At 69.6% G+C, this 8,648-nt stretch carries 7 protein-coding genes and 1 pseudogene; 5 read left to right on the top strand and 3 right to left on the bottom strand.

Annotation, left to right across the window (positions count from 1 at the left end; translation table 11 throughout):
• A partial coding sequence (locus D7X32_RS45800) for a general secretion pathway protein GspE (RefSeq protein ID WP_120607996.1) occupies window positions 1–930 on the top strand: 930 nt, incomplete at its 5' end.
• Window positions 931–1,000: 70 nt separating this feature from the next.
• Here the strand turns inward: D7X32_RS45800 and D7X32_RS41270 are convergent.
• The gene (locus D7X32_RS41270; RefSeq protein WP_120607995.1) at window positions 1,001–3,805 is read right to left on the bottom strand and encodes a vitamin B12-dependent ribonucleotide reductase; all 2,805 of its coding nucleotides are present in this window, start codon (window positions 3,803–3,805) and stop codon (window positions 1,001–1,003) included.
• A gap of 582 nt (window positions 3,806–4,387) precedes the next feature.
• Here D7X32_RS41270 and D7X32_RS41265 point away from each other — a divergent pair.
• Entirely contained in the window at window positions 4,388–4,723 is a 336-nt protein-coding gene (locus D7X32_RS41265; protein ID WP_120530529.1) for a (2Fe-2S) ferredoxin domain-containing protein, read from the top strand.
• Window positions 4,724–4,783: 60 nt separating this feature from the next.
• Here D7X32_RS41265 and D7X32_RS41260 read toward each other — a convergent pair whose 3' ends face one another.
• On the bottom strand, window positions 4,784–5,500 hold the full coding sequence (locus D7X32_RS41260) for a Bax inhibitor-1/YccA family protein (RefSeq protein ID WP_120607994.1): 717 nt from the start codon (window positions 5,498–5,500) through the stop codon (window positions 4,784–4,786).
• Between the two features lie 73 nt (window positions 5,501–5,573).
• Window positions 5,574–7,031, bottom strand: coding sequence for a hypothetical protein (locus D7X32_RS41255; RefSeq protein WP_439329047.1), 1,458 nt, complete (start codon window positions 7,029–7,031; stop codon window positions 5,574–5,576).
• A 180-nt stretch (window positions 7,032–7,211) separates the two neighbouring features.
• On the opposite strand from D7X32_RS41255, the gene D7X32_RS41250 reads away from it, so the two are divergent.
• The 3 genes and pseudogenes from D7X32_RS41250 to D7X32_RS41240 all read left to right on the top strand — a co-directional run.
• Complete coding sequence (locus D7X32_RS41250) at window positions 7,212–7,649, top strand: hypothetical protein (RefSeq protein ID WP_167506564.1); 438 nt, start codon at window positions 7,212–7,214, stop codon at window positions 7,647–7,649.
• A gap of 283 nt (window positions 7,650–7,932) precedes the next feature.
• Window positions 7,933–8,427, top strand: a complete 495-nt coding sequence (locus D7X32_RS41245; RefSeq protein ID WP_120607992.1) for a hypothetical protein — start codon at window positions 7,933–7,935, stop codon at window positions 8,425–8,427.
• Window positions 8,428–8,450: 23 nt separating this feature from the next.
• Window positions 8,451–8,648: pseudogene (locus D7X32_RS41240) on the top strand (hypothetical protein); the annotation flags it as partial.

The raw sequence follows: 8,648 nt of genomic DNA, 5'->3' as shown, positions 1-8,648 counted from the left end.
GTCCCGGAGCCCACGCCCGAACCGGTCTCCGCGTCCGCTGACGTCACCAGCCCCGCGGCCACCGAAGAGCCCGTGGTTCCGCCGAAGCCGCGCCTCGTGGTCGCGCCTCCGGCCCCGGCCCGCGACCGGACGCCCATCGCCCTCGACGACCTGCCCACCACCACCGAGGAGCCCATGCAGCTGGCCTCCACGTGGGAGTTCGTGGGCTGGCAGGGCGGCGGGGAAGGGGAGGGCTCCGTGGGCCACAGCCCGGAGTCCACCTGGGCGGACCGTGTCGTGGACCTGGACGTCCCCGCCGCCGCGCCCGCCGCCTCCGAGGACGGCGTGGCCCTGGCCTCCGCGTGGGAGTTCATGCAGCAGCCCTGGCAGCCTCAGGCCGTCGCGCACATCGACCCCGCGCAGGCCCTGCTCGCCGCCGCCAGCGCGTCCACCGACACGGCGACAGACGGTCCCGCTGTCACGGCGGATCAGGTCCTCTCCGCGCTCGACACCGCGGACTCGCAGGGCATGGTGGGCAAGGTGCTGCTGGCCTACAGCGCGGGCCGCTTCCGCCGGGCCTTCCTCCTGGGTGACAGCTTCGGCCTCGCGCGTGTGGGCCGCGCCTGGGGCCCGGGCAGCGACCGTCCGGAGGTCTCCGCGCTCAAGGTGGACCTGGACACGCCGTCCCTCTTCACCTCCGCGCTGAACGGCCCCAGCCCCAGCGTCTTCAGCGCCCCGCAGGGCCCCCAGGACGAGGTCATCTTCTCCGCGCTGTGCGGCGAGACCGAGTCGCACCTGCTCGTCTTCCCGCTCCATTCGCGCGGGCAGCCCGTGGCCTTCTTCGTCGCCGAGCACGGCCCCGCGCCCCTGGAGGTCGCCATGCTGGAGGAGCTGGGCCGCATCGCGGACCGCGCCGTGGAGATCTGCACCCGCCTCCACCGCTTCCCCTGAAACACGAAGGGCCCCGGAGCCTGAAGCCCCGGAGCCCTTCTTCACTTCAGCTCACGACCGCGGCGGCGCTTCAGCTGCAGCCGCTGGTCGTGCCGCAGTTCGCGCACTTGTAGCAGGCGCCGCTGCGCACGGTGATGGCGCCGCACTGGTGGCAGGGCGGGGCGTCCGCCTGGTTCAGGTACGTGCTGCGCGAGTTCATCGCGGACAGCTGCAGCGTCCCCGTCTGGGCCGGCACCGCCGCCTGCGTCACCGGCGCCGGACGGGCCTCCTCCACCGGCGTCACCTCCGCGTCGTCCGCGCAAGGCTCCGTGGGCAGGAACTTCAGCGACAGCCACCGGAAGATGTAGTCGGTGATGGACTTGGCGATGGGAATCGACGGGTTGCCCGTGAAGCCGCTCGGCTCGTAGCGGGTGTGGCAGAACTTGTCCGCCAGCACCTGCAGCGGCACGCCGTACTGGAGCGCCAGGGACACGCTGGTGGCGAAGCTGTCCATCAGGCCGCTCACCACCGAGCCCTCCTTCGCCATCACGACGAAGAGCTCACCCGGCTTGCCGTCCTCGTACATGCCCACCGTCAGGTAGCCCTCGTGGCCGCCGATGGAGAACTTGTGCGTGATGGACTGCCGCTCGTCCGGCAGCCGGCGGCGGAGCGCCTTGGGCTCGGGCATCACGGCGGGGGCGGGCTCGGCCACCGCGCGGCGGGCCTCCGGGGCCTTGTCGCGCGACGTGTTGAGCGGCTGCGTGCGCTTGCACCCGTCGCGGTACACCGCGATGGCCTTCAGGCCGCAGCGCCACGCCTCGACGTACGCCTTCTCGATGTCCTCCACCGAGGCGTCGGTCGGCATGTTCACCGTCTTGGAGATGGCGCCGGAGAGGAACGGCTGCGCGGCGGACATCATCTCGATGTGGCCCATCCAGTGGATGCTGCGCTGGCCCTTGGACGGCTTGAACGCGCAGTCGAACACCGCCAGGTGCTCCGGCTTCAGGTGCGGAGCGCCCTCGATGGTGTCGTGCTTGTCCAGGTACGCGATGATGTCCTGCGCCTGCGTCTGCGGGTAGCCCAGCTTCTCCAGCGCCAGCGGGACCGTCTGGTTGACGATCTTCAGCATGCCGCCGCCCACCAGCTTCTTGTACTTGATCAGCGCGATGTCCGGCTCGATGCCCGTGGTGTCGCAGTCCATCATGAAGCCGATGGTCCCCGTGGGCGCCAGCACCGTCACCTGGCTGTTGCGGTAGCCGTGCTCCGTGCCGCGCGCCAGCGCGTCGTCCCACGCCTCCTTCTGCGCTGCGTGCAGCTCCGCGCTCACGCCGTCCGCCGGCAGCTGGTACGCCGCCTTGCGGTGCTTGCGGATGACGCCGAGCATGGGCTCCGCGTTGTTGCCGTAGCCCGCGAACGCGCCCTGCTTCTGCGCGATGCGCGCGCTCGTCGCGTACGCCTCGCCGCACATGAGCGACGTAATCGCCGCCGCCAGGTTGCGGCCGGCAGGGGAGTCGTAGGGCAGGCCGGACGCCATCAAGAGCGCGCCCAGGTTCGCGTACCCCAGGCCCAGCGGCCGGTAGTCGTGGCTGTTCTTCGCGATGCGCTCGGTGGGGTAGCGGCTGAAGCCGACGATGATCTCCTGCGCCAGCAGCACCACGGACACCGCGTGCTTGAAGGCGGCTACGTCGAAGCCACCCTCCAGCGTGCGGAAGTGCATCAGGTTCAGCGACGCCAGGTTGCAGGCCGAGTCATCCAGGAACATGTACTCGGAGCAGGGGTTGGACGCGTTGATGCGCGCCGTGCCGGAGCACGTGTGCCACGCGTTCACCGTGGTGTCGTACTGGAGGCCCGGGTCGCCGCACAGGTGCGCCGCCTCGGCGATTTCGCGGAACAGCTCGCGGGCCTTGAACGTGTCCACGACCTGGCCGTCGCGCACCGCGCGCGTCTGCCACGGACCGTCGTTCACCACCGCCTTCATGAAGTCGTCGGTGACGCGCACGGAGTTGTTGGAGTTCTGGAAGAACACCGACCCGTAGGCCTCGCCGTTGAAGGACGGGTCGTAGCCCGCTTCAATCAGCGCCCAGGCCTTCTTCTCCTCGTTCGACTTGCAGCGGATGAACTCGAGGATGTCCGGGTGCTCGGCGTTGAGGATGACCATCTTCGCCGCGCGCCGCGTCTTGCCGCCGCTCTTGATGACGCCCGCGAACGCGTCGAAGCCGCGCATGAACGACACCGGGCCGGACGCGGTGCCGCCGCCCGCCAGGAACTCCTTGCTGCCGCGGATGCTGGACAGGTTGGAGCCCGTGCCGCTGCCGTACTTGAAGAGCATCCCTTCCGTGCGCGCCAGCCCCAGGATGGACTCCATGTTGTCGTCCACGCTGTTGATGAAGCACGCCGAACACTGCGGGTGCTCCTCCACGCCCACGTTGAACCAGACGGGTGAATTGAACGCCGCCTTCTGGCGCAAGAGCAGGTGCGTCAGCTCCGCGTGGAACGCCTCGCGGTCCACCGCCGACGCGAAGTAGTGCCCGTCCTCACCCCAGCGGGTGAGGGTGTCCACCACGCGCGCCACCAGCTTGCGCACGCTCGTCTCACGCTCCGGCGTGCCGGGCGTGCCCCGGAAGTACTTCGACGCCACGACGTTCGTCGCCAGCATCGACCAGGACTTGGGGACCTCGATGTCCTTCTGGTCGAAGACGACCTTGCCGTCCTCGCCCTTGATGCTCGCGCTGCGCAGCTCCCACGCCAGCTCGTCCGCTGGATCCACCCCGGGCGTCGTGAAGAAGCGCTCCACGGTCAGCCCCGTGGAGGCCGTCGCCGCCTTGCCCTTCGCGCGTCCTCCGCGCCGCGACTCCCTGCCTGCCACCACCGGCTTCCCGCTCAGTTCCTTCTCCATGCCGCCGACCTCCAGAAACACTGAGAGTGATGATGCAAAATTTGCAAAATGGCCAACGCCGCGAGATCCCAGGGGATCCGATGATCACTTCCAGGCGCGGGGACGGCAGCGTTGGGATGGTCCGGGATGGGCAGAAGCCAGCGGACATACCACTGGAATCCGGGCCCGGGCCTGACTGCCCACCCGCCGGGCGGGCGGATCCATATGATCGCTGGTGGGGTCCGTCAACATCACCCACAACCCCATATCTAGTGTCAGAGCCCTGCTTACACACTTCATTTGGTGGACATTTCAACACGGCCCGAATTGCGCCCAAGGCTGGATCTAACAACCCTTCTCCCCGTGGCAACGGTTGCTGTGGCTGGCAATGTAGGGTCATGGCCATGCAAAACCGGACACGCGGGGAAGGACGTCTGTCCAAGCGCTTGTGATCACTCGCGGATGTTTGCTGTCAGTCCGTGTGCCGAGCGGGGGAGTGCTCCGGCGCCCCCACGAGCAAGGGACCGGGTGGGGCGGGCCTGGACGGTCGGCTGCTGAATGGCGGCATCGATTTCGATGCCCGGGCGCGTTAGGAGGCGGACCATGCCGCCTCCCTTCGAACGCCACGTCTTCGTCTGCACCAACCGCCGTCCGGACGGTCACCCCAAGGGGTGCTGCGCCACCAAGGGCGGGGAGGAGGTGCGGGCCGCCTTCAAGGAGGAGCTCGACAAGCGCGGGCTCAAGCGCAGCATGCGGGCCAACGCGGCGGGCTGCGTGGACACGTGCGCCTTCGGCGTCTCCGTGGTCGTCTACCCGGAGGGCACCTGGTACGGCGGCGTGAAGGTGGAGGACGTGCCCACCATCGTGGAGGAGCACCTGGTGCAGGGGCGCCCCGTGGAGCGGCTGCTGATGCCCTTCAACAAGAAGGCGGAGCGCTGAAGGCGGTTGTCCGCCTCGCGCCCCGCCTTGAAGTACCGCGTCGGCCCTTGATGCCTGGAACTAGTCGCGGCGCTTGCCCAGCAGGCGCAGCAGCGACAGGAACAGGTTGATGAAGTCCAGGTAGAGGGTGAGCGCGCCCACGATGCTGACCGTGGCCGTGCTCTGGAAGCCCGTGCCCGCGTGGTACTCGCGCAGCTTCTGGGTGTCGTAGGCGGTGAGGCCCGCGAACACGAGCACGCCCGCGCACGCGCTCACGAAGGACAGGGCGCTGCTCTGGACGAAGAAGTTCACCACGCCCGCGATGAGGATGCCGATGAGCCCCATGAAGAGGAACGTGCGCCAGCCGCTCAGGTCCTTCTTGGTGACGGTGCCGTAGACGGCCATCGCGCCGTACGTCGCCGACGTGATGAAGAACACCTGGGCGATGGAGCCCGCCGTGTAGATGAGGAAGATGACCGACAGCGTCACGCCGGTGAGCGCCGCGTAGCCCAGGAACATCGCCGCGGCCACCGGGCCGGACAGCCGGGGCGCCAGGATCGACAGCCCGAACACCACGCCCAGCTCCACCAGGAACAGGGCCATGCGGTTCTGCACCGCGATGCGGAGCAGCGCCTCGTTGGCCAGCGTCACCATCGCCATCACGCCGGTGAGCGCCAGGCCCGCGAACATCCAGCCGTGCACGCGCGACATGAACGCGCGCTGCGACTCCTGCACCAGGACGTCGTCCACCGCGCCTGCCTGCCCGCTCTGCCAACCACCTGAAGATTCCCACGCCATGTGCTTCGTTTCCTTTCGGGCCGGGCACCGCTGCGCCCTGGCCTCTCTCTAACGAGGATCCTTGGAGGACGCCTTAAATGGCCTTCCAGGCCAGCAAAAGCTTCGACGCGACTTCCGTCGTGATGAGCGGCAGCACGCCACCGCCGCCCACGATGTTGACGATCTCCGACATGGACCCACGGCACACCCCGCCCCACGCGGGCTGCTTCGCGAGCCCCACGGAGGCGTATGCCGAGTAGTCGACGAAGAAGGAGGTGGGCAGCACGCTGTTCTGCCCGCAGAGCAGGTGCTCTTCCGGCTGCGTGTCCACCACCTCCTGCACCACGAAGCCGCCGCCCTGGGTGTCCGTGGCGGCGCGCTCGCACAGCTGGGCCCACGTCTTGGATTCACCGTAGGCGCCCTTCACGCGCTCCTCGTAGGGCACGGTGCCCACGGAGCGGCCCAGGAAGACGGCCTTGCCGCCGTAGTCCCACGCGCGCTTGAGCACGAAGCGCGCGGGCTCCTCGGCCACGCGCGCCACGATGTCGTCCACCTGCGCGCCGTCGGGGCCCACGCCGGGCCCGTGGCGGAAGGGGCGCGTCCACGGCACCGCCGCGCGCACCGCCTCCAGCTCGTCGGGCGTGAGGCCCGCGCGTTCCGCGAGCGCCGCGTCCGTCACCGCCTGCGACAGGAGCGCGAACGTCGTCTTCACCTCCACCTGCGAGGCGGGCGGGTTGAGGAACACGGCCTTCTTGCCCGGGACGACGCCCAGGAAGTCCTCCACCCATGGGGCGGGGGTCTGCTCCAGCCGGCGCACGAAGAGGTGGCGGTAGACCAGGTCGTACTTCTTGCCGTTCACCGTGAAGGCGTCGTCCCCGGACACGTCCTCCGGGTGCACCACGTCCGCGTCCGCGCCGAACTCGCGGAAGCGTTCACACAGCCAGCGCAGCTCCGTCACCTGCGCGTCGTTCTTGCGGCAGAGCAGCGCCACCGTGTCCGGCATCTTCCCAGGGCGCTCGGCCGCGTAGCCGTCCAGCAGCGCGCGGTACAATGCCAGCGCGTTGTTGCCGTTGAGCGTGAGCAGCGACGCGAGCGCCTTCTCCGGGTAGCGCACGTGCCGCGCCACGACCTCGATGAAGGTGCGCGCCGCGATGTCCGAATAGCCCTGCATGGCCGGGATGGTGGCGTTCACCTCCAGCGCCCAGGGCTGGCCGCCGGACACGAAGTAGTCCACGCGCGTGGTGGCGAGCTTGCGGCTCTCCTCCCAGGTGGCCTGCGCCAGGCGGCGCTCCAGTGGGGACAGCGCGCCCAGCAGCAGCTCCGCGTCGGGGCCGCCGAGCACGCTGCGCGCCATCTTCATCGTGGCGGAGGCCAGCTTCGCGGACAGCAGGGCGCGGCGTTTGATCTCCTCCGCGTCCAGGATGACCGGCGTGGCGGTGATGGGGATGGGCTGGGTGCTGCCATCCGGCTTCGTCACCGCGAGGCCGCGCTGGTAGGCGGTCTTCGCCAGCTCCGGTCCGAAATAGTGTGCCTGCCTGCGCAGGACATCCATGAGCTCGTGCACGCGCGGAACCTACGACCCCGGAGGCTCGTGGGTCCACAACGCGCGACCCCCTCCGCTGTTCTCCAGGCCCGCCACCTCGCCCACCGGGCCGGGTCCTCCCCGTCCCGGCTTGCACCGGGCAGGGAGGTCGCTTAAAACAACTCAGTTGCTTTTCGAGACCGAGTGGACGTGAGCCGCCTCCGACGCCACCCCAGTACGCTTCGCTCCCTGCCGCGCCTGCTGGCGCTGCCGTGGGTGCTCGTGTGCGTGCTGGTGTACGTGGGCAGCGTGCTCCACTTCGCGCTTGTGCAGCACACCACGTGCCTGGAGCACGGGGACGTGATGCACGTGAGTGACGCGTCCCACGACGGCCCGTTGGAGGAGGAGCTCTCCTTCGACGATGCGCGCGTGGCGAAGGCGCCGGTGTCGAAGGCCGCGCCCCACGGCGCGGAGGCCCACTGCCACCACGCCTTCTTCCGCCGCGAGGCACCGCCTCCGGCCGAGTCCGCGACCATCATGGCCGCGGTCTCCACGCGCTCCAGCCCGGCGCTGGCGGTGTTCCGCTTCCACGCGGCACCCGTCGCGCTGCTGAGGCTCGCGCCCAAGCTGTCGCCGCCGCGCGCCTGAGCTCCGCCGTCGAAGCCCGCCGTCCTTAGTCCCACGTGTCTTCGTGGGACGGGGTGCGCCGTGGCCACCGGAGTCCGGGTCGTGCGCGTTCCCGTTCCCTGAACGGATCCGCCGCACGCGCGCGGAAAGCTCCAGGCCCCGGACACGGGCGCGCTTCGTGCCGCGGTCCGTCCTTCCAGTCCCATCCGATCCTTCGCGGTCCCTCCTCCCGGGGAGCGGTGCGCGTGCGGCCCGGGTGGCTGGAGTTCCCGCAGTCCATCCCTGTGTCCCTGGAGTCCCCATCATGAAGAAGAAGCTTCTGTCCGCCCTGCTGCTGTCCACCGCCCTCCTCGCCGCCGGTTGCGGTGGAGATGACGAAGAGGAGGCCCACGTCGACGAGGAGGGCTGCGAGCACCTGCAGGAAGGCCCCGCCGTCAACGTCACCGCCGCCGTCAGCGGCATGGGCCCGGCCGTGAGCAATGACCACAAGCGCTACGACATCGCGCTGGTGGACGTCGCGGGAGGCAAGGGCGGCGCGGTGTCCTTCGCCGTCTCCGAGGCCACGGACTACGTCCTCTATGCCAGCGCCCCGGTGCCGGTGAAGGTCACCAACGGCAGCGGCGTGACGGTGGAGTTCGAGGAGAGCGCCACCAGCTCCACGCTCTGCACGGACATCCAGGGCCGCTACGTCGTGCCGCTCACGGTGGGCACGCACACGCTCACCTTCGGCCCTTCGACGCTCTCCTCCGTGTCGCTCGTCATCGAGGAGTCCGGCGAGCACGACCACGACCACGAGTAGCCACCTGCAGCCCGAGGCGCCCCATGTCCAAGGTCTCTTCTGGCAGTGCCGCATCCCTGCTTCCCTGCGACGTGCGCCGCGACGGCGACCGTCTGTTCGACGTGGCCATGTGGTGCCTGGGCCAGGACGTGCGTTGCCCGGACGGCAACGTGCTGCTCCGGCATGGCCTGGTGCGCGAAGCGCGTCCGCCGGGGGTGGAGGGGCAGAGCGCGTACCAGGGG

It is taken from the genome of Corallococcus carmarthensis (assembly GCF_003611695.1).
GTDB classification, from domain to species: domain Bacteria; phylum Myxococcota; class Myxococcia; order Myxococcales; family Myxococcaceae; genus Corallococcus; species Corallococcus carmarthensis.
Note: the sequence above shows the minus strand (reverse complement) of the source record. Positions and strands in the feature narration are given on the sequence as shown.

Bases quoted from the DNA above. Each gene is read 5' to 3' on its own strand.
- D7X32_RS41270 (WP_120607995.1), bottom strand. From the start codon at position 3,805: ATGGAGAAGGAACTGAGCGGGAAGCCGGTGGTGGCAGGCAGGGAGTCG.
- D7X32_RS41265 (WP_120530529.1), top strand. From the start codon at position 4,388: ATGCCGCCTCCCTTCGAACGCCACGTCTTCGTCTGCACCAACCGCCGT.
- D7X32_RS41260 (WP_120607994.1), bottom strand. From the start codon at position 5,500: ATGGCGTGGGAATCTTCAGGTGGTTGGCAGAGCGGGCAGGCAGGCGCG.
- D7X32_RS41255 (WP_439329047.1), bottom strand. From the start codon at position 7,031: ATGGATGTCCTGCGCAGGCAGGCACACTATTTCGGACCGGAGCTGGCG.
- D7X32_RS41245 (WP_120607992.1), top strand. From the start codon at position 7,933: ATGAAGAAGAAGCTTCTGTCCGCCCTGCTGCTGTCCACCGCCCTCCTC.